This window comes from Kluyvera sichuanensis, assembly GCF_040930405.1.
In the GTDB taxonomy this organism is placed as follows: Bacteria; Pseudomonadota; Gammaproteobacteria; order Enterobacterales; family Enterobacteriaceae; genus Kluyvera; species Kluyvera sichuanensis.
The window spans coordinates 2,212,398-2,235,321 of sequence record NZ_CP162271.1 but is presented as its reverse complement, the minus strand read 5'-3'; the positions used below and the strand labels follow the sequence as shown (position 1 = coordinate 2,235,321).

At 54.7% G+C, this 22,924-nt stretch carries 21 protein-coding genes; 14 read left to right on the top strand and 7 right to left on the bottom strand.

Features of this window, described 5'->3' with window-relative positions:
• Window positions 1-211: 211 nt before the first annotated feature.
• The 3 genes from AB2B48_RS10855 to AB2B48_RS10845 are packed head-to-tail and all read right to left on the bottom strand — an operon-like array spanning window position 212 to window position 2,455.
• Window positions 212-1,108, bottom strand: coding sequence for a TIGR01777 family oxidoreductase (locus AB2B48_RS10855; RefSeq protein ID WP_368301738.1), 897 nt, complete (start codon window positions 1,106-1,108; stop codon window positions 212-214).
• A 21-nt stretch (window positions 1,109-1,129) separates the two neighbouring features.
• The gene (folX, locus tag AB2B48_RS10850; protein WP_368301737.1) at window positions 1,130-1,492 is read right to left on the bottom strand and encodes a dihydroneopterin triphosphate 2'-epimerase; all 363 of its coding nucleotides are present in this window, start codon (window positions 1,490-1,492) and stop codon (window positions 1,130-1,132) included.
• Between the two features lie 54 nt (window positions 1,493-1,546).
• Window positions 1,547-2,455, bottom strand: a complete 909-nt coding sequence (locus AB2B48_RS10845; protein WP_368301736.1) for a LysR family transcriptional regulator — start codon at window positions 2,453-2,455, stop codon at window positions 1,547-1,549.
• Between the two features lie 103 nt (window positions 2,456-2,558).
• Between AB2B48_RS10845 and AB2B48_RS10840 the strand changes: the two genes are divergently transcribed.
• From AB2B48_RS10840 to yfcD, 4 genes are all read left to right on the top strand, one after another.
• A complete protein-coding gene (locus AB2B48_RS10840; protein WP_368301735.1) occupies window positions 2,559-3,977 on the top strand; it encodes an aldehyde dehydrogenase family protein in 1,419 nt (472 codons plus the stop codon).
• A gap of 124 nt (window positions 3,978-4,101) precedes the next feature.
• Window positions 4,102-4,746: a glutathione transferase gene (gene yfcF / locus AB2B48_RS10835; RefSeq protein ID WP_220439671.1), complete on the top strand. Its 645-nt coding sequence runs from the start codon at window positions 4,102-4,104 to the stop codon at window positions 4,744-4,746.
• Between the two features lie 55 nt (window positions 4,747-4,801).
• Window positions 4,802-5,353, top strand: a complete 552-nt coding sequence (gene yfcE / locus AB2B48_RS10830; RefSeq protein WP_220439670.1) for a phosphodiesterase — start codon at window positions 4,802-4,804, stop codon at window positions 5,351-5,353.
• A gap of 56 nt (window positions 5,354-5,409) precedes the next feature.
• Window positions 5,410-5,955 carry an NUDIX hydrolase YfcD gene (gene yfcD / locus AB2B48_RS10825; RefSeq protein ID WP_185666801.1) on the top strand — a complete coding sequence of 182 codons (546 nt, stop codon included), beginning with the start codon at window positions 5,410-5,412 and terminating at the stop codon, window positions 5,953-5,955.
• Window positions 5,956-6,050: 95 nt separating this feature from the next.
• Here the strand turns inward: yfcD and pta are convergent, their stop codons facing one another.
• Both pta and ackA read right to left on the bottom strand, forming a co-directional pair.
• A complete protein-coding gene (gene pta, locus AB2B48_RS10820; protein ID WP_185666802.1) occupies window positions 6,051-8,195 on the bottom strand; it encodes a phosphate acetyltransferase in 2,145 nt (714 codons plus the stop codon).
• A 76-nt stretch (window positions 8,196-8,271) separates the two neighbouring features.
• Complete coding sequence (gene ackA / locus AB2B48_RS10815; protein ID WP_035892493.1) at window positions 8,272-9,474, bottom strand: acetate kinase; 1,203 nt, start codon at window positions 9,472-9,474, stop codon at window positions 8,272-8,274.
• Between the two features lie 336 nt (window positions 9,475-9,810).
• Here ackA and yfbV point away from each other — a divergent pair, with 336 nt between their 5' ends.
• The 4 genes from yfbV (at window position 9,811) to AB2B48_RS10795 (ending at window position 13,447) form a co-directional block, all read left to right on the top strand.
• Window positions 9,811-10,266 carry a terminus macrodomain insulation protein YfbV gene (gene yfbV / locus AB2B48_RS10810; protein ID WP_185666803.1) on the top strand — a complete coding sequence of 152 codons (456 nt, stop codon included), beginning with the start codon at window positions 9,811-9,813 and terminating at the stop codon, window positions 10,264-10,266.
• 81 nt (window positions 10,267-10,347) lie between these two features.
• Window positions 10,348-10,842 carry a YfbU family protein gene (locus tag AB2B48_RS10805; RefSeq protein WP_185666804.1) on the top strand — a complete coding sequence of 165 codons (495 nt, stop codon included), beginning with the start codon at window positions 10,348-10,350 and terminating at the stop codon, window positions 10,840-10,842.
• An 11-nt stretch (window positions 10,843-10,853) separates the two neighbouring features.
• Window positions 10,854-11,513 carry a sugar phosphatase gene (locus AB2B48_RS10800; protein ID WP_368301734.1) on the top strand — a complete coding sequence of 220 codons (660 nt, stop codon included), beginning with the start codon at window positions 10,854-10,856 and terminating at the stop codon, window positions 11,511-11,513.
• Between the two features lie 101 nt (window positions 11,514-11,614).
• Window positions 11,615-13,447: an SLC13 family permease gene (locus AB2B48_RS10795; protein ID WP_368301733.1), complete on the top strand. Its 1,833-nt coding sequence runs from the start codon at window positions 11,615-11,617 to the stop codon at window positions 13,445-13,447.
• 86 nt (window positions 13,448-13,533) lie between these two features.
• Here AB2B48_RS10795 and yfbR read toward each other — a convergent pair whose 3' ends face one another.
• Window positions 13,534-14,133: a 5'-deoxynucleotidase gene (gene yfbR, locus AB2B48_RS10790; RefSeq protein WP_035892488.1), complete on the bottom strand. Its 600-nt coding sequence runs from the start codon at window positions 14,131-14,133 to the stop codon at window positions 13,534-13,536.
• Between the two features lie 84 nt (window positions 14,134-14,217).
• Window positions 14,218-15,435, bottom strand: a complete 1,218-nt coding sequence (gene alaA, locus AB2B48_RS10785; protein WP_185666808.1) for an alanine transaminase AlaA — start codon at window positions 15,433-15,435, stop codon at window positions 14,218-14,220.
• A 907-nt stretch (window positions 15,436-16,342) separates the two neighbouring features.
• Between alaA and lrhA the strand changes: the two genes are divergently transcribed.
• The 6 genes from lrhA to nuoF all read left to right on the top strand — a co-directional run bounded on the left by lrhA (window position 16,343) and on the right by nuoF (window position 22,786).
• Complete coding sequence (gene lrhA, locus AB2B48_RS10780; protein ID WP_185666809.1) at window positions 16,343-17,284, top strand: transcriptional regulator LrhA; 942 nt, start codon at window positions 16,343-16,345, stop codon at window positions 17,282-17,284.
• Window positions 17,285-17,910: 626 nt separating this feature from the next.
• The gene (gene nuoA, locus AB2B48_RS10775; protein WP_185666810.1) at window positions 17,911-18,357 is read left to right on the top strand and encodes an NADH-quinone oxidoreductase subunit NuoA; all 447 of its coding nucleotides are present in this window, start codon (window positions 17,911-17,913) and stop codon (window positions 18,355-18,357) included.
• A gap of 15 nt (window positions 18,358-18,372) precedes the next feature.
• The gene (gene nuoB, locus AB2B48_RS10770; protein WP_002913178.1) at window positions 18,373-19,047 is read left to right on the top strand and encodes an NADH-quinone oxidoreductase subunit NuoB; all 675 of its coding nucleotides are present in this window, start codon (window positions 18,373-18,375) and stop codon (window positions 19,045-19,047) included.
• A 93-nt stretch (window positions 19,048-19,140) separates the two neighbouring features.
• Complete coding sequence (gene nuoC / locus AB2B48_RS10765) at window positions 19,141-20,946, top strand: NADH-quinone oxidoreductase subunit C/D (protein ID WP_115073849.1); 1,806 nt, start codon at window positions 19,141-19,143, stop codon at window positions 20,944-20,946.
• Window positions 20,947-20,948: 2 nt separating this feature from the next.
• Window positions 20,949-21,449: an NADH-quinone oxidoreductase subunit NuoE gene (gene nuoE, locus AB2B48_RS10760; protein WP_035892483.1), complete on the top strand. Its 501-nt coding sequence runs from the start codon at window positions 20,949-20,951 to the stop codon at window positions 21,447-21,449.
• Window positions 21,449-22,786: an NADH-quinone oxidoreductase subunit NuoF gene (gene nuoF, locus AB2B48_RS10755; RefSeq protein WP_115073851.1), complete on the top strand. Its 1,338-nt coding sequence runs from the start codon at window positions 21,449-21,451 to the stop codon at window positions 22,784-22,786. Before nuoE ends, nuoF begins: the two co-directional genes overlap by 1 nt.
• The last annotated feature ends 138 nt before the right edge of the window (window positions 22,787-22,924 follow it).

The window sequence follows — 22,924 nt, the reverse complement described above, 5'->3', positions numbered from 1 at the left end:
CCGCAGAGTATCGATATTTTGTTGACGAATGTCAACAGTAAGCTGGCGAAATAATATGCATTGGGCTGTTATGACAAAGCGGGAGGTAACGCGTTGGAATCGGCTTCACGTTTGTTTCAGACGGATATGCGCTCGATGACCGAATTGCGTGGCAAATTCCAGAAGTGGAGGGAAGCACGGTGATAGCAAGGCGCCATCACCGTGGTATGACTCAGTGGGCGAGAATATCACCCAACGCCTCATCTAAATCGTACCAGCGAAACGCGAATCCGGCGGCTTCAAGTCGTTTGGGGAGCGCGCGCTGTCCGCCTAATACCAGCACCGAGGATTCTCCCATCAGCAGACGTATCACGGTGGCGGGAACGCGAAGAATGGCCGGGCGATTGAGCGCCTGACCCAGAGCATGGGAAAACTGCTCGTTGTGCACCGGGTAGGGTGAAACCATGTTGAAAGGCCCGCGCAAATCGTTATCCAGCAGCCAGAGAATGCCGTTGACCATATCGTCGATATGGATCCATGCCAGGTATTGTCGGCCGTTGCCGATAGGGCCACCGAGACCGAGTCTGAAAGGTGGCAGGAGTTTAGCGAGGATGCCGCCTTTCGGCGCCAGAACCACGCCGGTGCGCAGCAGACAGACGCGGGTGTGTTCGCTCTGCGCCGTGCAGGCTATCTGCTCCCAGCGCGCGCACAGTTTATGGGTAAACTCGTTATGCGGTGGCTCCTCTTCCGTCACCACGACCTCGCCGAGGTCGCCGTAATAGCCGGTGGCCGAGCCAGAAATCAGCACCGAAGGGGGCGTCGCGCTCGCCTGAATCAAATCGCTGATTCGCTGGGTGATGCCCCAGCGGCTGTCGCACAGTTTCTGCTTTTGCTGCGCCGTCCAGCGCTTGTCGGCGATGGGTTCACCGGCAAGATTGATAACGGCGTCAATGCCGTCGAGCGATGACATGTTCTGTAGCCCAGGCCACAGCTCAACGCGCGGGTCGAGCGTCTGGCGGGCCTTTTCCGGGGAGCGGGTCACCACGCAGACCGTGTGCCCGAGCGTCAGTAAACGCGGAACTAAATGGCGGCCAATCAGCCCGGTACCGCCGGTAATCAGAATTTTCATGCCACCTCCCGAAGGGAGCGCTTAGCGTTGCCAGCTCAGGGTAATGGATACCGAATCGGCATAGCGCAGCGCGTGAACTTTATCGACTTCCACTTCAGCATAAGTGACCCAGTGATGTTCGCGTGCGATATCGAGCACATCCTGAGTTAATTTTTCCAGCAAAGAGAAGCGGTTATTCTCCACGTGACGAATAATGCTCTTGGTAATGGTGCGATAGTTCAGCGCGTCGTTAATATCTTCGCTGTTGCGTGACTTTTCCGCCGGGTAGCGAATTTCAAGATTGATAACCACGTCCTGGCGGTTGGCAATCTCCTCTTCCTTAATGCCGATAAACGTACGCAGGCGTAAATTTTTGATGCGAATGATGGCGTCAGACTGAGACATTGCAGGTGTTCTCCGTAATTTTTGTTTTCCTGTGCATCATACACTAAAGCATCTTTATCGCGGCAGGGTCTGGCGCGCGTTCAGTTCGTGCGCCAGTTCAACAAACGCGCGCAGTGCCGGGAGCACATGCCGGTGCCCCGGATAATAAAGGCGCAGGCCGCCAAAGGTTGGGCACCATTCATCCAGGACGCTGACCAGTTTGCCGCTGCGGAGTTCGTCCTGAATAAACCATTCCGAAATAAAGGCCAGCCCCAGTCCAGCCAGCGCCGCGCGATGAATGGCCTGCATCTCGCTGACAACGATCCGCGGTGGGATATTCACGGTAAATTTTTGCTGATGGTGCTCCAGTTCCCAGTGGTAAACGCCACCATGCGACATGCGCATGCCGATGCTCTGATGCTGCTGGAGGTCGTCAGGTGAACGCGGTGTGCCGTAGCGTGCGAAGTAGTCTGGCGAGCCGACAATGAGCATTCGCGCGTCTGGCGTCAGGGCGACGGCAATCATATCCTGCGGGACGGACTCGGCGAGACGAATACCCGCGTCAAATCCCTCTGCCACGATGTCGATAAGCCGTGACTCAGTGGTGATATCCAGGCGCATCTGCGGGTAGCGCTGCAGATAGGTATCAAACAGCCGGAACAGCAGCGACACGCACTCGCGCGGGGCGTTGATGCGCAGCGTCCCGGTCGGATTTCCCGGCTCGGTGGCAATCTCCTCGGCGGCACGTTGTATTTCCGCCAGTGCCGGAGCGATGCGCGCCACATAGCGCTGGCCCTGTTCCGTTAGCGCGACGCTGCGGGTGGTACGGTTAAAAAGCCGGACGTTAAGCCGTGACTCCAGCCCGGCGACGGCGTTGCTGACGGCTGTCGCCGACATTCCCAACTCGCGCGCGGCGGCGCGAAAGCTTTGCTGGCGGGTGACGGCAAGGACGATTTCAAGTTCGGTAAGGCCGCTGCGGTGCATGATTGTTCCGATTTTCGTGACAGGTCGTCCATATTATACCCTCTTATCGTAACGATGCGTGGCTCCTATACTGCACGGCATCCCACGATGAAAGGACCGAATCATGCTGCACATCAACCAGATTTATATCAACGGCGAGTTTGTTACCCCACACGGCAGCGAGCGTTTTGACCTGTTTAACCCAGCAACCGAAGCGGTGATTGGCCAGGTGCGGCTGGCGGATGAAGAGGACACCCTGCGCGCTATTGCCGCTGCGAAAGCCGCGTTCCCGGCCTGGTCGCAGACCACGCGTGAAGAACGTATTGCAGTGCTGGAGAGAATGTACCTCGCGGTACAGGCGCGGGAAGCGGATCTACTGGAAGCGCTTATTACCGAGTACGGCGCACCGTCGGCACGCGCCAACTGGATGGCGGCCTGGCCGGCACAGACCATTCGCTGTGCCATTGACGCGCTTAAAAAATTTAGCTTTGAAGAGCAGGTAGGCCGCGCCAAAGTGGTGATGATGCCGGTCGGTGTTGCTGGGCTGATTACCCCGTGGAACAGCGATGCTGGTTTTATCTGCAATAAGCTAGCGACCGCGATGGCATCTGGCTGCACTGCGGTTATCAAACCGAGCGAAATGAGCGCCTGGCAGACGCAGATTGTCACTGAAGCGCTGCACGCCGCGCAGATTCCGGCGGGCGTGTTTAACATTGTCACCGGGCGGGGCGAGGTGGTGGGCGACACCATCAATCACCATCCCGACATCGCCAAAATCTCCTTTACCGGTTCGACGGCGGTGGGGAAACACATTGTAGAAAGCGGTGCTCGCACGCTTAAGCGCGTCACGCTGGAGCTGGGCGGCAAATCACCGACCGTGATCCTCGATGATGCGGACGTGAAGACGGCGGTACATCTGGCGCTGGAAGCCGGGTTTATGAATAGCGGACAGGCGTGCATCGCCGGGACACGAATTCTGGTTCCCGCTTCTCGTCAGGCTGAGTTCGAACAGGCGTTTATCGAGGCGGTTAGCGGGTTCACTACCGGTGACCCACGAGACAGTCAGACGGTGATTGGCCCGATGGTTAGCCAGAAACAGTGGCTGCGCGTGCAGGGCTATATCCAACTGGGCCAGCAGGAAGGAGCGCGAATTCTGGTAGGCGGAGAGGGGCGCATTGCGGGTCAGCAAAAAGGCTGGTACGTGAAGCCGACTATTTTTACCGATGTGAACAACCAGATGCGCATCGCCCGCGAAGAGATCTTCGGGCCGGTGCTGGTGATTATCCCTTATCACGACGAAACGGAAGCGCTGGCGATTGCCAACGATACCGACTACGGCCTCAACGCCATGGTGCTGAGTGGCTCTCGCGAGCGTGGTGAAGCGCTGGCGTTGCGGATTGAATCCGGCCGCGTGATGGTCAATACCCTTGAGCATGAACCATTGGCACCGTTTGGCGGCGTGAAGCAGTCAGGTCTGGGCCGTGAGATGGGCAAATGGGGGATGCAGGCTTATCTGGAGCCGAAAACGCTGGTGGTTGGCTGATTGCAAAATCCTCATGTTGCGGGCAAGTGACATCGCCCGCCAGACAGGCTATGTTGACAGCATGTTAGATGGACGCGTTCTGCGTCCATCGTTCGTGCATCTCCTGCCCGTGATTGAGGACGCTATGAGCCAGCCTGTGATAACGCTTTGGTCTGATTCTGATTTTTTCTCGCCCTACGTGATGTCTGTCTACGTTGCCCTGCAGGAAAAGGGGCTGCCGTTTACCCTCAAAACCGTCAATCTCGGCCTTGGCGAACACCTCCAGCCGGGCTGGCGCGGTTACTCTGCTACCCGTCGCGTGCCGCTGCTGGATGTTGATGGCTTTGAGCTCAGCGAATCTTCCGCCATAACCGAATACCTTGATGAACGTTTTGCACCGCCGGAGTGGGAGCGTTTGTATCCTCACGACCTGCAAAAACGCGCCCGCGCGCGCCAGATTCAGGCGTGGCTGCGCAGCGACCTGATGCCCATTCGTGAGGAGCGATCCACGGCGGTGATTTTCGCCGGAGAGAAAAAAGCACCTTTGACCGAAGCAGGACGCAAAAGCGCGGCTAAACTGTTTGACACCGCCAGTGCATTACTGGCCGACGATCGGCCTAATTTGTTTGGCGAGTGGTGTATTGCCGATACTGACCTGGCGCTAATGATTAATCGTCTGGTGCTGAACGGCGACGATGTTCCGGAACGTCTCGCCGACTACGCCACGTTCCAGTGGCAGCGGGCTTCCGTGCAGCGCTATGTTGCTCTTTCGGCAAAACGCACAGGCTGAAAAAAGTGTGAAAATCCATTATGATGGCAAGGTTATCATTGTGGGGAATTGACTCATGAAACTGATGTTTGCATCGGATATTCACGGCTCGCTACCGGCCACCGAACGCGTGCTGGCACGGTTTGCCGAGAGCGGCGCGCGCTGGCTGATTATTCTGGGTGATGTGCTTAACCACGGGCCGCGCAATGCGCTACCGGAAGGCTATGCCCCGGCGCAGGTGGCAGAGCGACTGAACACGCTTGCCGATCGTATTATTGCGGTGCGTGGCAACTGCGATAGCGAAGTTGACCAGATGCTGCTTTCGTTTCCCATCACTGCGTCCTGGCAACAGGTGCTCACCGATTCACAGCGCCTATTTCTGACCCACGGCCATCTTTATCATCCTGATAATCTGCCGCCACTGTCGGCTGGAGATGTACTGGCGTATGGTCATACCCACCTGCCGGTGGCAGAAAAACGCGGCGACATATTCTTATTTAACCCCGGTTCGGTTAGCATTCCCAAAGGCGGTTTTGCCGCAAGCTATGGGATGCTTGACGAGGGTAGGCTGCAGGTTTTCGCACTCAATGATCAACAGGTTATTGCAGAGGTTGCCATTAACCCGTAAGTTACCCATCAATCATAAAACGCGCCGTAAGAGCGCTTTCAATTTAAGGTTTACGGATGGTCGAGCAGAATCATTTGGCAAGCACGGAATGGGTCGATATTGTCAACGAAGACAATGAGGTCATCGCGCAAGCGAGCCGTGAGCAGATGCGCGCGCAGTGTCTGCGGCACCGGGCAACCTATATCGTCGTCCACGACGGTATGGGCAACATTCTGGTGCAGCGCCGTACGGAGACGAAAGACTATCAGCCGGGTAAGCTGGATGCCACCGCTGGGGGTGTTGTTCAGGCTGATGAACCGCTGCTGGAGTCTGCTCGCCGCGAAGCGGAAGAAGAGTTGGGTATTGCTGGCGTACCGTTTGCCGATCACGGGCAGTTCTACTTTGAAGATAAGCACTGTCGCGTCTGGGGAAGCCTGTTCAGTTGTGTTTCTCACGGGCCATTCGCGCTACAGGAAGAAGAAGTGAGCGAAGTTCGCTGGATGACGCCGGAAGAGATCACCGCGCGCTGCGATGAGTTTACCGACGACTCGCTGAAGGCGCTGGCGCTGTGGATGACCCGCAATGCCAACAACGAAGCCCACGTTGAAGAGGAAGCGGAATAAGCGCGGCTAAACACCAGATACAAAAAATCCGGAGCGGTTTCCCGTCTCCGGATTTTTTTTACCTTTAAACCACCCGCGAACGGGTGGCCTAAGGATTACTGCTGCTGTGAAGACTGGATCGCGGTCAGAGCGATGGTGTAGACGATATCGTCTACCAGCGCGCCACGAGACAGGTCGTTCACCGGCTTGCGCATACCCTGCAGCATCGGCCCGATGGAGATCAGGTCGGCAGAACGCTGTACCGCTTTGTAGGTGGTGTTACCGGTGTTCAGATCCGGGAAGATGAACACGGTAGCGCGACCTGCAACCGGAGAGTTCGGCGCTTTGGATTTCGCTACGTCAGCCATTACCGCAGCATCGTACTGCAGCGGGCCGTCGATCATCAGGTCAGGACGTTTTTCCTGCGCCAGACGAGTTGCTTCACGAACTTTCTCTACGTCGCTACCTGCACCAGAGGTACCGGTGGAGTAGGAGAGCATCGCAACGCGTGGTTCGATACCGAAGGCAATCGCGGATTCAGCGGACTGAATAGCGATTTCTGCCAGCTGCTCTGCAGTTGGGTCCGGGTTGATCGCGCAGTCGCCGTAAACATAAACCTGTTCTGGCAGCAGCATGAAGAACACAGAGGACACCAGAGAGCTGCCCGGAGCAGTTTTAATAAGCTGCAGCGGTGGACGAATGGTGTTCGCAGTGGTGTGAACGGCACCGGAAACCAGACCGTCAACGTCGTCCTGTTCCAGCATCAGGGTACCGAGAACCACGTTGTCTTCCAGCTGTTCGCGGGCAACGGTTTCGGTCATGCCTTTGTTCTTACGCAGTTCGACCAGGCGAGCAACGTAGCTTTCGCGAACCACTTCTGGGTCAACGATTTCAACGCCAGCGCCCAGTTCAACGCCCTGAGACGCTGCAACGCGGGTGATTTCGTCTGGGTTACCCAGCAGTACGCAGGTTGCAATACCGCGTTCAGCACAGATAGCAGCCGCTTTCACGGTACGTGGTTCGTCGCCTTCTGGCAGAACAACGCGTTTGCCGGCTTTACGCGCCAGCTCGGTCAGCTGGTAGCGGAACGCTGGTGGAGACAGACGACGGCTGTGTTCGGACGTTGCGGTCAGGGAATCGATCCACTCTGGATTGATAAAGTTCGCCACGTATTCCTGAACTTTCTCGATGCGCTCGCGGTCATCAACCGGAACTTCCAGGTTGAAGCTCTGCAGGCTCAGAGAGGTCTGCCAGGTGTTGGTGTTCACCATGAATACTGGCAGGCCGGTTTCGAATGCACGTTCGCACAGCTTAGTGATGCGCGCGTCCATTTCGTAGCCGCCGGTCAGCAGCAGGGCACCGATTTCCACGCCGTTCATTGCGGCGAGGCACGCTGCAACCAGAACGTCAGGACGGTCTGCGGAAGTGACCAGCAGGGAACCTGCACGGAAGTGCTCCAGCATGTGCGGGATGCTGCGTGCGCAGAAGGTGACGGATTTCACGCGACGAGTGTTGATGTCGCCTTCGTTGATCACGGTCGCATTCAGGTGGCGCGCCATATCGATAGCACGAGTGGCGATCAGATCGAAGCTCCATGGTACCGCGCCGAGAACAGGCAGGGTGCTGGAGGTTTTCAGCTGGTCGGCATCGATTTTAACAACTTTCGCTTTGGAAGAGTCGTCGAAGATCTCGGACAGATCCGGGCGAGTACGGCCCTGTTCATCAACCGGTGCGTTCAGTTTGTTAACAATAACGCCGGTGATGTTGGTGTTTTTCGCGCCGCCGAAGCTGTTACGAGTCAGTTCAATACGCTCGTTCAGCTGTTCTGGGGTGTCGGTGCCCTGAGACATAACGAAGACGATTTCCGCGTTCAGCGTTTTCGCGATTTCGTAGTTCAGAGACTGAGCAAACTGGTGTTTACGGGTTGGGACCAGGCCTTCAACCAGAACCACTTCAGCATCTTTGGTGTTCGCGTGGTAGTTAGCGATGATCTCTTCCATCAGCACATCTTTCTGATTGCTGGAGAGCAGGGCTTCTACGTGGCTCATCTTCAGCGGTTCAGCTGCCGTCGTGGTAGATGAGTTCGCGCGAACGATAGTGGTAGTCTGGTCAGGCGCATCGCCACCGGTGCGTGGCTGAGCGATTGGCTTAAAGACGCTCAGACGAACGCCTTTGCGTTCCATAGCACGGATAACGCCAAGGCTGACGCTGGTCAGGCCGACGCTGGTTCCGGTAGGGATCAGCATAATAATACGGGACACGGTTTATCCTCTTTCGTTACCGCCAGTTTCAGGCGGGATACAAAACAGCACCGCCAGCTAGGCTGGCGGTGTGATATTAGGCAGTCAGACGGCTCGCGTCTTGTGCGATGACCAGTTCTTCGTTGGTCGGGATAACGATGGCAGGACGGGTGCCTTCTTTGTTGATGAAGCCAGACTTGCCGAAACGGGCAGCCAGGTTACGTTCGTGATCAACTTCGAAGCCCAGAACGCCCAGTTTGCCCAGGGACAGTTCACGAACCATTGCCGCGTTTTCACCGATACCACCGGTGAAGATAACTGCGTCCAGACGACCTTCCATCAGTGCAGTGTAAGAACCGATGTATTTCGCCAGACGGTGGCAGTAAACGTCCATTGCACGTTTAGCGTCAGCTTTTTCTTTGTAGTTATCTTCTACATAACGGCAGTCGCTGGTCACTTCGGTCAGACCCAGCAGGCCAGACTCTTTGGTCAGCATCTTGTTGATCTGGTCGATGCTCATGCCCAGAGTGTCATGCAGGTGGAAAATGATGGCTGGGTCGATGTCGCCAGAGCGAGTACCCATTACCAGACCTTCCAGTGGGGTCAGACCCATGGAGGTATCAACACATTTACCGTTACGGATAGCAGAAACAGAACCACCGTTGCCCAGGTGACAAGTGATGATGTTCACTTCTTCAACCGGCTTGTTCAGTACTTTAGCGGCTTCCTGAGTCACATAGAAGTGGCTGGTGCCGTGTGCGCCGTAGCGACGTACGCCGTGCTCTTTGTACAGGCTGTACGGCAGAGCATAAAGGTAAGATTCTTCCGGCATGGTCTGATGGAACGCGGTGTCGAACACAGCAACGTTCTTGTCTTTCAGGTTAGGGAAGGATTTCAGCGCTTCAGCGATACCGATCAGGTGAGCCGGGTTGTGCAGCGGTGCGAAGGACGCAGAGTCTTTGATGCCCTGGATTACGGAATCGTCGATCACAACGGAGCTAGTGTACTTCTCGCCGCCGTGTACGATACGGTGGCCGATAGCGGTCAGCTGAGCGGACAGTTCTGGTTTTTGTGCCAGAATAGTATTAACGATGAAGTTCAGCGCTTCACTGTGAGCGGCGCCTGCACCTAAAGCGGCCTCTTGTTTACCGCCATCCATTTTCCACTTGATACGTGCTTCTGGAAGATGGAAACATTCGGCTAAACCAGAGAGGTATTCTTCACCGTTAACTGCATCAATGATGGCAAATTTCAGGGAGGAGCTACCGCAGTTCAGAACCAGTACTAACTTACTCGACATGGAAGTACCTATTTATGATACGTGGCTAAAAAAACGTCAATGAGTCATAAAGCGTAGCGCAGGATGACACCGACATTTATGATTAACATCATGCCCGAGACACTTTTCAGGCATGATCTAAGAAATACATATTGATTCTAAGCTATTTTGCACAATTTTCCGCCGATGGCAGAATATGCGATAATTTGATATGCCGGAGCGGATAGAATCTGGTTATCTCAGGCTGGCACAGAATACCCGATTGCAGGTGTTATGCCAAAATTTTTTGAACGATGTCATAGTCAGTTGTTGTTTTAAAAAATATTTTAATTTTTATATGTGAAGTTGAGGTAAGCCATGTCGACACCCGAGCAACGCCCGGTCAGTTTCTTCAGTTTGTTTAGCCGGGGGCAGTATTATGCAAAGACGTGGCCGCTGGAAAAACGGCTCGCGCCGGTGTTTGTTGAAAACCGCGTCATCCGTGCAACGCGCCACGCCATCCGTCTGATGCCGCCGCTGGCCATCTTTACGCTGTGCTGGCAAATCGCGCTTGGCGGCCAGCTTGGTCCCGCGGTTGCTACCGCGCTGTTTGCGCTGAGCCTGCCAATGCAGGGGCTATGGTGGCTGGGTAAACGCTCGGTGACGCCATTGCCCCCTTCTATATTGCAGTGGTTTTATGAAGTGCGCGGTAAATTGCAGGAGTCAGGGCAGGCGCTGGCGCCGGTTGAAGGCAAGCCGGATTACCAGGCGTTGGCTGACACGCTTAAGCGCGCCTTCAAACAACTGGATAAAACTTTCCTCGATGATTTGTAATTGAGGGCGAAAAACGCATATAAAAGAAGACACAATCATTGTGTCTTTTTTTATGCTGCAAAGCGCAACAGGAGTCGAAAAATGGAAATGACCCATGCTCAACGTCTGATTTTGTCTAACCAATACAAAATGATGACCATGCTTGATCCCGACAACGCTGAGCGCTACCGCCGCCTGCAGACCATCATCGAACGTGGTTATGGTTTACAGATGCGTGAACTGGATAGGGAATTTGGGGAACTCAAAGAAGAGACCTGTCGTATTGTTATCGACATCATGGAGATGTACCACGCGCTGCACGTCTCCTGGACCAACCTGAAAGACGCTAGCACTATCGACGAACGCCGCGTCACCTTCCTCGGCTTTGATGCGGCTACCGAAGCGCGCTTCCTCGGCTACGTTCGCTTTATGGTCAACATTGAAGGCCGCTATACCCACTTTGATGCCGGCACCCACGGCTTTAACGCGCAAACCCCAATGTGGGATAAATACCAGCGCATGCTGAACGTCTGGCATAGCTGCCCGCGCCAGTATCACCTGAGCAGCAACGAAATTAACCAAATCATTAACGCCTGATGGAGGCTACCGTGCAGTGTCGAGGTTTCCTCTTTGATTTAGACGGCACGCTGGTGGACTCGCTGGCGGTGATTGAACGCTCCTGGCGTCTGTGGGCCGACAGCTACGGCGTTGACGCGGAAGCGGTGCTGGACTACATCCACGGCAAACAGGCGATCACCACGCTGCGCCACTTTATGCCCGGAAAATCGGAAGCGGAAATTCAGGCGGAGTTCTTACGGCTGGAGCAGATAGAAGCGGGGGATCTTAACGGTATCCGCGCGCTGCCGGGCGCCGTTGAACTGCTGGAGCATCTGGAAGCCAACGCGATTCCGTGGGCAATTGTGACTTCGGGGTCGATTCCGGTGGCCTATGCGCGCCACCGCGCCGCCGGGCTTCCGCAGCCGAACGCCTTTGTTACCGCCGAACAGGTGAAGCGCGGTAAACCGCAGCCGGATGCCTATCTGCTGGGGGCTGAACAGTTGGCGCTACCACCGCAGGCATGTCTGGTGGTGGAAGATGCACCCGCGGGCGTGCAGTCTGGCCTCGCGGCTGGCTGTCACGTGGCTGCTGTTAACGTGCCGCCGGAAACGCCGGAGCTGCTTGAGGTTGATTTTGTGCTCTCCACGCTCTCGGCGCTACGCGTTGAGAAATTGCCAGATGGCACGGTCAACGTCACGCAGAATGCCTGATCTTATGATTTAGCCCCACACCGTTGGGGCTTTTTTCTGTCACTATGGTGAACGCCTTTTAGTTGATTCTCTAACCGCTTAATTGATGACAAGGAAATGTTGTGAACGGTGAACTGATTTGGGTGCTCTGTCTGTTAGCGATTGCGGTTGTCCTTTTTGCCACCGGCAAAGTCCGCATGGATGCGATCGCTTTGGGCATTATTGTCGCTTTTGTTCTCAGCGGTACATTGACGCTCAGCGAAGCGTTTTCCGGTTTTAGCGATCCTAACGTTATTCTGATTGCCGCGCTGTTTATTATCGGCGATGGCCTGGTGCGAACCGGCGTGGCAACCAATATGGGCTCCTGGCTGGTGCAGGCCGCGGGAAGCAGTGAAACCAAAATGCTGGTTTTCCTGATGCTGACGGTGGCCGGGCTGGGGGCGTTTATGAGCTCCACCGGGGTCGTGGCTATCTTCATTCCGGTGGTGCTCAGCGTCTCTGCGCGCATGAATATCTCTCCCTCTCGCCTGATGATGCCGCTCAGCTTCGCCGGGCTTATTAGCGGCATGATGACGCTGGTCGCCACGCCGCCAAACCTGGTGATTAACAGTGAGCTGATTCGCGAAGGCCTGGAAGGTTTTAGTTTCTTCAGCGTTACGCCGATTGGCCTTGTGGTGCTGGTGCTCGGCATCTTCTACATGCTGGTGATGCGTTTTATGCTGAAAGGTGATGACGGCAATACGTCGCGCGATGGCCGCAAACGCAGCACTTTCCGTGACCTTATCCGCGATTATCACCTTACCGGGCGCGCCCGTCGTCTGGCGATTCGCCCCGGCTCGCCGATGATTGGTCAGCGTCTGGACGACATGAAGCTGCGCGAACGTTACGGCGCGAACATCATCGGCGTTGAGCGCTGGCGTCGTTTTCGTCGGGTGATTGTAAACGTGAACGGGGTGTCGGAATTCCGCGCCCGCGATGTGTTGCTGATCGATATGTCGGCGGCGGAAATTGACCTGCGCCAGTTCTGCAGCGAGCAGATGCTGGAGCCGATGGTACTACGCGGTGAGTATTTCTCCGACCAGGCGCTGGACGTGGGGATGGCTGAGGTGTCGCTGATCCCGGAATCTGAACTGCTCGGAAAAAGCGTGCGTGAAATGGGCTTTCGTACCCGCTACGGCCTGAACGTGGTTGGCATGAAGCGCGACGGCAAGGCGCTGGACGGCTCGGTGGTGGATGAACCGCTGCAGTTGGGCGATATCGTGCTGGTGGTAGGCAACTGGAAGCTGATTAGCCAACTGGCGCAAAACGGCCGCGACTTCGTGGTGCTGAATCTGCCGGTAGAAGTGAGCGATGCCTCACCGGCGCACAGCCAGGCCCCTCACGCCATCTTCTGCCTGGTGCTGATGGTTGCGCTGATGCTGACCGATGAAATTCCAAACCCGATTGCAGCGATTATTGCCTGCCTGCTGATGGGGAAATTCCGCTGTATTGACGCCCAGAGCGCCTACAAGTCTATTCACTGGCCGAGCATTATTTTGATTGTCGGCATGATGCCGTTCGCGCTGGCGCTGCAAAAAACCGGCGGGGTCGATCTGGTGGTTAAAGGGCTGATGGACATCGGTGGCGGGCAGGGGCCATATCTCATGCTGGGCTGCCTGTTTGTGATGTGCGCGGCAATTGGTCTGTTTATCTCCAATACCGCGACGGCGGTGCTGATGGCGCCGATTGCGTTGGCGACGGCAAAAACGATGGGTGTGTCACCCTATCCGTTTGCGATGGTGGTGGCGATGGCGGCGTCCGCTGCGTTTATGACGCCGGTCTCTTCACCGGTGAATACGCTGGTGCTGGGGCCAGGGAAGTACAGCTTTAGCGACTTTGTGAAAATCGGCGTGCCGTTTACCGTTCTGGTGATGATTGTCTGCGTGGTGCTGGTGCCGATTTTGTTCCCGTTCTGATTTTACCCGGCGTCGCATTCGCTCGGCCGGGCTACGTTCAATGTTGTAGCCCGGCCGAGCGAATGCGACGCCGGGAATACAGACAGCTACAGCGGCGAATCCTGGCTTATTTCATCAAGCGAAAGATGGAAGCTTGGCACAAACACCGCCATAAAATAGTCCATCTCTTCGCTGCGGCGTGAGGCCAGCGTCTTCTCCAGACGGCCCTTCGCCAGCAGGAATTCATTGTTTCCCGCCGACAGTTCCTCCAGGCATTTCAGATATGCGCACAGGGCGTCAGCCTGTTTCACAATCGCTTTTTCTTCATCGCTGCTCTGATGTTCGTCGATCAGCGGCGCAAAAATATCGTGCAGCTCTTCCGGCACCATATCGATAAGCTTCTGCTGGGCGATTTTCTCAATCGCTTTATATTCCTGCGCAATCTGCGAGTTGAAATACTTCACCGGCGTAGGTAAATCTCCGGTTAAGACTTCAGAGGCATCGTGATACATCGCCAGCAGCGCAATACGCTCGGCGTTAACCTGACCGTTGAACTTACGGTTTTTAATGGCGGCGAGCGCGTGGGCGACCATCGCGACCTGCAGACTGTGTTCAGAGACGTTTTCGGTGCGCACGTTGCGCATCAGCGGCCAGCGGTTGATTAACTTGAGGCGGGAGAGGTGGGCAAAAAAATGACTCTGATTCATAACGACCCTTACGCGTTAACAACAGTAAAGGCATTGTGCGCAGAGATGGCCGCTGGATGCAAATACCAGCGGCCATAAGCAGCATCAGAGCTGGTGGTAGCCCGACAGGAAACGGCCAAAGCGGGTAATCGCCATCTCCAGGTCATCTTCGCGCGGCAGAGTCACGATACGCACGTGATCCGGCCACGGCCAGTTAAAGGCGGTACCCTGAACCAGCAGCACTTTCTCCTGCAGCAGGAAGTCGAGCACCATGCGCTGATCGTCATGGATGTTAAAGCGCTTAGCGTCAATTTTTGGGAACATATATAGCGCGCCTTTCGGCTTCACGCAGGAGACGCCTGGGATCTCGTTGATAAGCTCCCACGCGCGGTTGCGCTGTTCGTACAGTCGACCACCCGGTGTGATGAACTCGCTGATGCTCTGATAGCCGCCCAGCGCGGTCTGAATAGCGTGCTGCGCCGGAACGTTAGCGCACAGGCGCATGGAGGCCAGCATTTCCAGACCTTCAATATAGCCTTTGGCGTGTTTCTTCGGCCCGTTCAGCACCATCCAGCCCTGACGGAAACCGGCAACGCGATAGGTTTTGGACAGACCGTTAAAGGTAATGGTCAGCAGATCCGGCGCCAGCGCGGCGATCGAATGGTGCTGCGCTTCGTCATAGAGGATCTTGTCGTAGATTTCATCGGCGAAGATGATCAGATTGTGCTCGCGGGCGATCTCAACAATCTCCAGCAGCAGCTCTTTGGAATAGACCGCGCCGGTCGGGTTGTTCGGGTTAATGATGACAATCCCGCGGGTGCGCGGCGTGATCTTAGCGCGGATATCGTCTAAATCCGGGAACCAGTCGGCAGATTCGTCGCACAGGTAGTGCACCGCTTTACCGCTGGAGAGCGAAACGGCCGCGGTCCACAGCGGATAATCTGGCGCGGGAACCAGCATCTCATCGCCGCTGTTCAACAGTGCCTGCATCGCCTGAACGATAAGCTCAGATACGCCGTTGCCGATATAAATATCTTCTACCGTCACGTCGCGCATGCCGCGCGCCTGGTAGTGCTGCATGATGGCTTTACGGGCGGAGTACAGTCCTTTGGAATCACAGTAGCCCTGAGCGGTAGGCAGGTTACGGATCACGTCAACCAGAATCTCATCCGGCGCGTCAAACCCGAAAGGTGCCGGGTTACCGATGTTAAGTTTAAGGACCTTATTGCCTTCTTCTTCAAGACGCTTCGCCTCTTTAAGAACCGGGCCACGAATGTCGTAACAGACGTTGTCTAATTTGCTGGATTTTTCAATGGGGGACATGAATCGTTGACCTTTTTAGCTGTTATTGCCACTCCCTGCCGTGGAAGTCAGCACGGAACAATGTACTCCGCATCCCCGGGGTTTTGAAGGGTTAACAGTAGAAGATTTTGTTCATCTTGCGTTGTTGGTGCATTGTTTTTTACTGCCTGATAAGGAATATCGTTATTAGATGTTTTGTTAATTTATTGTTCAATAGTTTAAATCACTACTGTTTATGGGTTGTGTAGGTTTTATGCCTGGCAAAAAGAAAATGATTTAGCTTAGGTGCTAAGGTTGCTCGATATACTTTAAGCATTCTTCAATATTTTTAATTTTTAATTAAATAATGGCGAATAAGGATTAGCAATGATACCCACTTTTGTGAAGTTGATGTTAAGGACTACTGATAATGAAAATTAATATTTTCTTATATTTTGAAAAGTAATGCCTGTGAATTGTTAGATTTCTTAAATTGTTTTGAATCTAAACCTTTTTCTTTATTGAGATAGAACTTATTTAAGGCTTATAAATCTTATGGTTTTCGGTTAATATGAGGATGAGCACCAGACTCTCATTAGCTGTTTTTGTTGATGATTATCAAGGCTGATTCCATAACTTGATGTTATTCATTGGATTTATTGGCTTCTTTTATACATACAATCTTCATTCTGATGCATTATCGCGGTGGCACCCCTACAGCCTCTTACGCGAGAGTGAACCCGGAACGAAATGGATTATTAGCCTCAGGGCAAAGGATATATTGCAAAAGGAACTGTTACTCACGGTAGTAACAGAAAATTTAATACTGACACTCATCAGGCAGTCATTCGTCAATGATTGGTGAAAGATGATTTAAAGGATTAGCCTGAACTTTTGAGTGCAGCATCAATTAGGCAGGTCGGCACTCCGAACCTGTAAGTGGATTAATATGATAAATGCCAATCGTCCGATACTGAACCTCGATCTCGATCTGCTGAGAACCTTTGTTGCTGTTGCCGACCTGAGCACCTTCGCGGCGGCGGCGGCGGCAGTATGCCGCACTCAATCCGCCGTCAGCCAGCAAATGCAGCGCCTGGAACAACTGGTGGGGAAAGAGCTCTTTGCCCGCCATGGGCGTAATAAGCTCCTCACCGAGCATGGCATCCAGTTGCTGGGCTATGCGCGAAAAATTCTGCGCTTCAACGATGAAGCATGCACGTCGCTAATGTTTAGCTCCCTGCAGGGGCAGCTAACGCTCGGCTCATCTGATGAGTCCTCTGATACCATTCTCCCGTTCCTGTTGAACCGCATTAGTTCCGCCTATCCGAAGCTGGCGCTGGATGTGCGGGTTAAACGTCACTGCGTGATGGCCGAGATGCTGAAAAGCAAAGAGGTCGATCTGGCGCTGACCACGCATCCGTTGGAAGGCTTTGAGTCGACGATTTTACGTACGTCGCCTACGCTTTGGTATTGTGCGGCGGACTTCACCCTGCGCCCGGAAGAGCCGGTACCGCTGGTGTTGCTCGACGATCCAAGTCCGTTCCGCGATATGATTATCAAAACGCTGGATGCCGCCGGTATCGCGTGGCGTCTGGCATACGTTGCCTCAACGCTCTCCGCCGTTCGCGCTGCGGTTAAAGCGGGTCTTGGCGTGACCGGTCGGCCGGCCGAGATGATGAGCCCGGATCTCCGCGCCCTCGGCAAAGGAGAGGGGATGCCAGACCTACCGGAAACGGAATATATGCTCAGCTACAACGTGGAGAGCGAAAACGAGCTGGCGCAGATGATTTTCCAGTCTCAGGAACAGCGTTACGATCCGTGGCCGAATGCTGGCAGTTATACCTCGGAAGGGGGAGATAATTCCCTTATTCATGAGAGGGACTTTGATTAACAACTCGCTCAAAATGTAGTAACAAAATGTGAATGCAAAAAAGAATCGTAGACGAAGAAAAATCCGTTTGCGGTTCTTTTTTCGTACTTCTACGTAGCCAGAAAAAAAATAAATCTAATAATGTGATAATAATCATGCAATTAGAATTATTTTCCTCTTCAAATGCCCTACCATTAAACGCAAAGTCATATCACCTGCTAATGTTAAAAAAACGGATAGATTGTTGCCGTTTTGCGGGTCGAATTAACAAAAGCGTGTCTTAGATCAAGAAAATACTCCTCATTGGGGGGAGGAATCATTAGAAAATCCTGTCAAAATAGAAGGGTAATTCTTGTTGTCGCTACAAAACGGACACGATTCAACAACAGATAAACCGCAGGGTCTATTGAGCTGAATCAAATCAAAGGGCACGTAATGTTAATGAAATGCTTTTGATGTAAATTAATGTGAGGAAACTTTTGTTAAAGTTGACAAAAGGTTATAGAAAGGAGTAAAAAACCTCCACATTTTGCGGTCTATGTTTCGAATTGGGCTGTTTGTTGGTTTTTTAATCCTCCCCATGAATCGATGTAGCGTCCATCTGCCGGTAAGAGCAGAGGTGGTAATGCTACTTATTTGGTTAAGCAATGCGTATGTCAACATCCACTGAAATCATCGCTCATCACTGGGCATTCGCTATCTTTCTGATCATTGCCATTGGCCTGTGCTGCCTGATGTTAATCGGCGGCTGGTACCTTGGTGGTCGCGCACGCGCAAGAAGCAAAAACACCCCGTTTGAATCGGGTATCGACTCCGTTGGCTCCGCTCGTTTGCGTCTGTCGGCTAAGTTCTATCTGGTCGCCATGTTCTTCGTCATCTTCGACGTTGAAGCGCTCTACCTCTACGCCTGGTCAACGTCCATTCGCGAGAGCGGTTGGGTTGGCTTTATCGAAGCCGCCATTTTCATATTTGTGCTGCTGGCTGGTCTGGTTTACCTCGTTCGCATCGGCGCGCTTGATTGGACGCCTGCGCGTTCTCGCCGCACGCTGGCTAACCCAGAAACCGACAGCGTCACTAACCGTAATACGCAGTAAAAGCGAGGCAATAAGATGGATTATACGCTCACCCGCATAGATCCTAACGGTGAGAACGACCGTTACCCCCTGCAGAAACAGGAGATTGTTACCGATCCCCTGGAGCAAGAGGTGAACAAAAGCGTGTATATGGGGAAACTCGAACACGCGCTTCACGACATGGTCAACTGGGGCCGTAAGAACTCAATCTGGCCTTACAACTTCGGCCTTTCTTGCTGCTACGTTGAAATGGTGACGTCATTCACTGCGGTGCATGACGTTGCGCGTTTTGGTGCGGAAGTACTGCGTGCGTCCCCACGTCAGGCTGACCTGATGGTGGTTGCCGGTACCTGCTTCACCAAGATGGCTCCGGTTATTCAGCGCCTGTACGACCAGATGCTGGAACCGAAATGGGTTATCTCAATGGGCGCCTGTGCAAACTCCGGTGGTATGTATGACATCTACTCCGTGGTGCAGGGCGTGGATAAATTCATTCCTGTCGACGTGTATATTCCTGGCTGCCCTCCGCGCCCGGAAGCCTACATGCAGGCGCTGATGCTGCTGCAGGAATCCATTGGTAAAGAACGTCGCCCACTGTCGTGGGTTGTTGGCGATCAGGGCGTTTACCGCGCCAACATGCAGTCGGAGCGCGAGCGTAAACGCGGCGAACGCATTGCGGTGACGAATCTGCGGACACCGGACGAGATTTAATTTGCGCCTGCGGGCGGTGGCACTTTTTGACTTCGCAAACCAATATACAACAGCGCGAAGGCCACCCCCGGCAGTCACCACGGACCTTTTGCAATGGTGAACAATATGACCGATTTAACCGCGCAAGACGCAGCCGCATGGCAAACCCGCGATCACCTTGATGATCCGGTCATCGGCGAACTGCGCAACCGTTTTGGGCCGGATGCTTTTACCGTTCAGGCCACCCGCACCGGGATACCCGTTGTTTGGGTTAAGCGCGAACAGCTGCTTGAAATTGTCGATTTCCTGAAGAGATTGCCAAAGCCTTACGTCATGCTTTTCGATCTCCACGGCATGGACGAACGTCTGCGTACGCACCGCGAAGGTTTACCTGCCGCGGACTTTTCCGTTTTCTACCACCTGATCTCAATAGACCGCAATCGCGATATCATGCTCAAGGTGGCATTGTCTGAAAACGACCTGAACGTCGCGACCATCACCAAACTTTTCCCGAACGCCAACTGGTATGAGCGTGAAACCTGGGAAATGTTCGGCATTACCTTTAACGGCCACCCGAACCTGCGCCGCATCATGATGCCGCCGACCTGGGAAGGCCATCCGCTGCGTAAAGACTACCCGGCGCGCGCCACCGAATTCGACCCGTTTGAGCTGACGAAAGCCAAGCAGGATCTGGAAATGGAAGCGCTGACCTTCAAACCGGAAGAGTGGGGCATGAAGCGCGGGACCGAAAACGAGGACTTCATGTTCCTCAACCTCGGCCCGAACCACCCGTCTGCGCACGGTGCATTCCGTATTATTCTGCAGCTTGATGGCGAAGAGATTGTCGACTGCGTACCGGACATCGGCTACCACCACCGTGGCGCTGAGAAGATGGGCGAGCGTCAATCCTGGCACAGCTATATTCCGTACACCGACCGTATCGAATACCTCGGCGGCTGCGTGAACGAAATGCCGTACGTGCTGGCGGTAGAGAAACTGGCGGGTATTACCACGCCGGACCGCGTGAACGTGATTCGCGTGATGCTCTCCGAACTGTTCCGCATCAACAGCCACCTGCTGTACATCTCGACGTTTATTCAGGACGTCGGCGCGATGACGCCGGTCTTCTTCGCCTTCACCGACCGTCAGAAAATCTATGACCTGGTGGAAGCGATTACCGGTTTCCGTATGCACCCGGCCTGGTTCCGCATCGGCGGCGTCGCTCACGACCTGCCTCGCGGCTGGGATCGTCTGCTGCGTGAATTCCTCGAGTGGATGCCGAAGCGTCTGGACTCTTACGAGAAAGCCGCGCTGCGTAACACCATTCTGAAAGGCCGCTCCGTCGGCGTTGCTGCTTATACCGCAAAAGAAGCGCTGGAGTGGGGCACCACCGGTGCTGGCCTGCGTGCGACCGGTATCGGCTTCGACGTACGTAAATGGCGTCCATACTCTGGCTACGAAAACTTCGACTTCGAAATCCCGACCGGCGGTGGCGTCTCTGACTGCTACACCCGCGTGATGCTGAAAGTGGAAGAGCTGCGCCAGAGCCTGCGCATTCTTCAGCAGTGCCTCGACAACATGCCGGAAGGCCCGTTCAAGGCGGATCACCCGCTGACCACGCCGCCACCGAAAGAGCGCACGCTGCAGCACATTGAAACCCTGATCACCCACTTCCTGCAGGTTTCCTGGGGCCCGGTTATGCCGGCGCAGGAGTCCTTCCAGATGGTGGAAGCGACCAAGGGTATTAACAGTTACTACCTGACCAGCGACGGCAGCACCATGAGCTACCGCACCCGTATTCGTACGCCGAGCTATGCGCACCTGCAGCAGATTCCGTCGGCGATCCGTGGCAGCCTGGTATCAGACCTTATCGTCTATCTGGGTAGTATTGATTTTGTTATGTCAGACGTGGACCGCTAATTATGCACGAGAATCAACAACCACAAACCGAGGCTTTTGAGCTGAGTGCGGCAGAGCGTGAAGCTATTGAGCACGAGAAGCACCACTACGAAGACCCGCGTGCGGCGTCCATCGAAGCGCTGAAGATCGTTCAGAAACAGCGTGGCTGGGTACCGGACGGTGCGATTTACGCGATTGCCGAGGTTCTGGATATTCCGGCAAGCGACGTAGAAGGTGTGGCAACGTTCTACAGCCAGATTTTCCGCCAGCCGGTTGGCCGTCACGTGATTCGCTACTGCGACAGCGTGGTGTGTCACATCACTGGTTATCAGGGCATTCAGGCCGCGATTGAGAAGAAGCTCGACATCAAACCGGGTCAAACCACCTTTGATGGCCGCTTCACCCTGCTGCCGACCTGCTGCCTGGGCAACTGCGACAAGGGGCCGACCATGATGATTGATGAGGACACTCACAGCCATCTGACGCCGGAAGCCATTCCTGACCTGCTGGAGCAGTATAAATAATGAAAAATATTATTCTGACTCCCGAAACCCATCCGCTGACCTGGCGTCTTCGCGACGACAAACAGCCGGTGTGGTTGGAAGAGTATCAGGCGAAAAACGGCTATGCCGGTGCGCGTAAAGCGCTCTCCGGGATGGCCCCGGACGAGATCGTCAACCAGGTCAAAGACGCTGGCCTGAAAGGGCGCGGCGGCGCGGGCTTTTCCACCGGTCTGAAGTGGAGCCTGATGCCGAAAGACGAATCCATGAACATCCGTTACCTGCTGTGTAACGCCGATGAAATGGAGCCGGGCACCTATAAAGACCGCCTGTTGATGGAACAGCTGCCGCACTTGCTGGTGGAAGGCATGCTGATCTCCGCGTTCGCCCTGAAGGCGTACCGCGGCTACATCTTCCTGCGTGGTGAATACATTGAAGCCGCACAGCACCTGCGTCGCGCCATTGCGGAAGCGACCGAAGCGGGCCTGCTTGGGAAAAACATTCTCGGCACCGGTTTTGACTTCGAGCTGTTCGTGCACACCGGGGCAGGGCGCTACATCTGCGGTGAAGAAACCGCGCTGATTAACTCCCTTGAAGGCCGTCGTGCTAACCCACGTTCTAAGCCGCCGTTCCCGGCGAGCTCTGGTGTGTGGGGTAAACCGACCTGCGTCAACAACGTGGAGACCCTCTGTAACGTTCCGGCGATTCTGGCCAACGGCGTTGAGTGGTATCAGAACATCTCCACCAGTAAAGATGCCGGCACCAAGCTGATGGGGTTCTCCGGGCGTGTGAAAAACCCAGGCGTCTGGGAACTGCCGTTTGGCACCACCGCGCGTGAAATCCTTGAAGACTACGCTGGCGGTATGCGTGATGGCCTGAAATTTAAGGCCTGGCAGCCGGGCGGCGCAGGGACTGACTTCCTGACCGAATCGCACCTTGACCTGCCGATGGAGTTTGAAAGCATCGGTAAAGCGGGTAGCCGTCTGGGTACCGCGCTGGCAATGGCCGTCGACCACGAGATCGGCATGGTTCCGCTGGTGCGTAACCTGGAAGAGTTCTTCGCCCGTGAGTCCTGCGGCTGGTGTACACCGTGCCGCGACGGCTTGCCGTGGAGCGTCAAAATTCTGCGCGCCCTTGAGCGCGGTGAAGGCCAGCCTGGCGACATCGAGACACTTGAGCAACTGTGTCGATTCTTAGGGCCGGGTAAAACCTTCTGCGCGCACGCGCCTGGTGCGGTTGAGCCGCTGCAGAGCGCCATTAAATATTTCCGCGAAGAATTCGAAGCAGGCATCAAGCAGCAGTTCAGCAACACCCATGCAATTAACGGGATTCAGCCGAACCTGCTAAAGACGCGCTGGTGATTCCCACAAACTCATTCAGGTTGCATCAAGGCGGCAACTGAGTGAATCCCCGGGAGCTTACATTGGTAAGTGACTGGGGTGAATGAAGGCAGCCAACGCAGAGGCAGCCTGAATGAGGAAGTGGTAACGATTTTTTTA

Excerpts from the sequence above, each read along its gene's own strand:
- alaA (WP_185666808.1), bottom strand. The coding sequence starts at position 15,435 with ATGTCCCCCATTGAAAAATCCAGCAAATTAGACAACGTCTGTTACGAC.
- AB2B48_RS10840 (WP_368301735.1), top strand. The coding sequence starts at position 2,559 with ATGCTGCACATCAACCAGATTTATATCAACGGCGAGTTTGTTACCCCA.
- yfcD (WP_185666801.1), top strand. The coding sequence starts at position 5,410 with ATGGTCGAGCAGAATCATTTGGCAAGCACGGAATGGGTCGATATTGTC.
- nuoB (WP_002913178.1), top strand. The coding sequence starts at position 18,373 with ATGGATTATACGCTCACCCGCATAGATCCTAACGGTGAGAACGACCGT.
- yfbR (WP_035892488.1), bottom strand. The coding sequence starts at position 14,133 with ATGAATCAGAGTCATTTTTTTGCCCACCTCTCCCGCCTCAAGTTAATC.
- yfbV (WP_185666803.1), top strand. The coding sequence starts at position 9,811 with ATGTCGACACCCGAGCAACGCCCGGTCAGTTTCTTCAGTTTGTTTAGC.
- folX (WP_368301737.1), bottom strand. The coding sequence starts at position 1,492 with ATGTCTCAGTCTGACGCCATCATTCGCATCAAAAATTTACGCCTGCGT.
- AB2B48_RS10845 (WP_368301736.1), bottom strand. The coding sequence starts at position 2,455 with ATGCACCGCAGCGGCCTTACCGAACTTGAAATCGTCCTTGCCGTCACC.
- yfcE (WP_220439670.1), top strand. The coding sequence starts at position 4,802 with ATGAAACTGATGTTTGCATCGGATATTCACGGCTCGCTACCGGCCACC.
- AB2B48_RS10805 (WP_185666804.1), top strand. The coding sequence starts at position 10,348 with ATGGAAATGACCCATGCTCAACGTCTGATTTTGTCTAACCAATACAAA.
- lrhA (WP_185666809.1), top strand. The coding sequence starts at position 16,343 with ATGATAAATGCCAATCGTCCGATACTGAACCTCGATCTCGATCTGCTG.
- ackA (WP_035892493.1), bottom strand. The coding sequence starts at position 9,474 with ATGTCGAGTAAGTTAGTACTGGTTCTGAACTGCGGTAGCTCCTCCCTG.
- yfcF (WP_220439671.1), top strand. The coding sequence starts at position 4,102 with ATGAGCCAGCCTGTGATAACGCTTTGGTCTGATTCTGATTTTTTCTCG.
- nuoE (WP_035892483.1), top strand. The coding sequence starts at position 20,949 with ATGCACGAGAATCAACAACCACAAACCGAGGCTTTTGAGCTGAGTGCG.
- nuoA (WP_185666810.1), top strand. The coding sequence starts at position 17,911 with ATGCGTATGTCAACATCCACTGAAATCATCGCTCATCACTGGGCATTC.
- nuoF (WP_115073851.1), top strand. The coding sequence starts at position 21,449 with ATGAAAAATATTATTCTGACTCCCGAAACCCATCCGCTGACCTGGCGT.
- nuoC (WP_115073849.1), top strand. The coding sequence starts at position 19,141 with ATGGTGAACAATATGACCGATTTAACCGCGCAAGACGCAGCCGCATGG.
- AB2B48_RS10855 (WP_368301738.1), bottom strand. The coding sequence starts at position 1,108 with ATGAAAATTCTGATTACCGGCGGTACCGGGCTGATTGGCCGCCATTTA.